This window comes from Sciscionella sediminilitoris, from assembly GCF_000737195.2.
GTDB classification, from domain to species: Bacteria; Actinomycetota; Actinomycetes; order Mycobacteriales; family Pseudonocardiaceae; genus Sciscionella; species Sciscionella sediminilitoris.
In genome coordinates, this window is sequence record NZ_JALM01000210.1 from 1 (window position 1) to 362 (window position 362).

At 65.2% G+C, this 362-nt stretch carries 1 protein-coding gene; it reads right to left on the minus strand.

The annotated features are described in order from the left end of the window. On the minus strand, positions 1–362 hold a 362-nt coding region (locus AD72_RS35200; RefSeq protein ID WP_051899359.1), incomplete at both ends, for a ketoacyl-synthetase C-terminal extension domain-containing protein.

The following is a 362-nucleotide window of genomic DNA, read 5'->3' on the forward strand; positions in this document are numbered from 1 at the left end:
GGTGGTTGTTCGAGGATCACGTGCGCATTGGTGCCACTGATCCCGAACGACGACACCCCCGCACGCCGCGACTCACCCGGCCACGACCGGGACTCGGTCAGCAACCGCACCGCACCCGAACCCCACTCCACCAACCGCGACGGCTCCCCCACATGCAACGTCGCCGGAAGCACCCCCCGCTGCAACGACAACACCATCTTGATCACACCAGCAACACCAGCAGCCGCCTGCGTATGACCAATATTCGACTTCACCGAACCCAACCACAACGGCGTCACCCGCGCAGCAGCCCCATACGTCGCCAACAACGCACCCGCCTCGATCGGATCACCCAACGCCGTCCCCGTACCATGCGCCTCCAC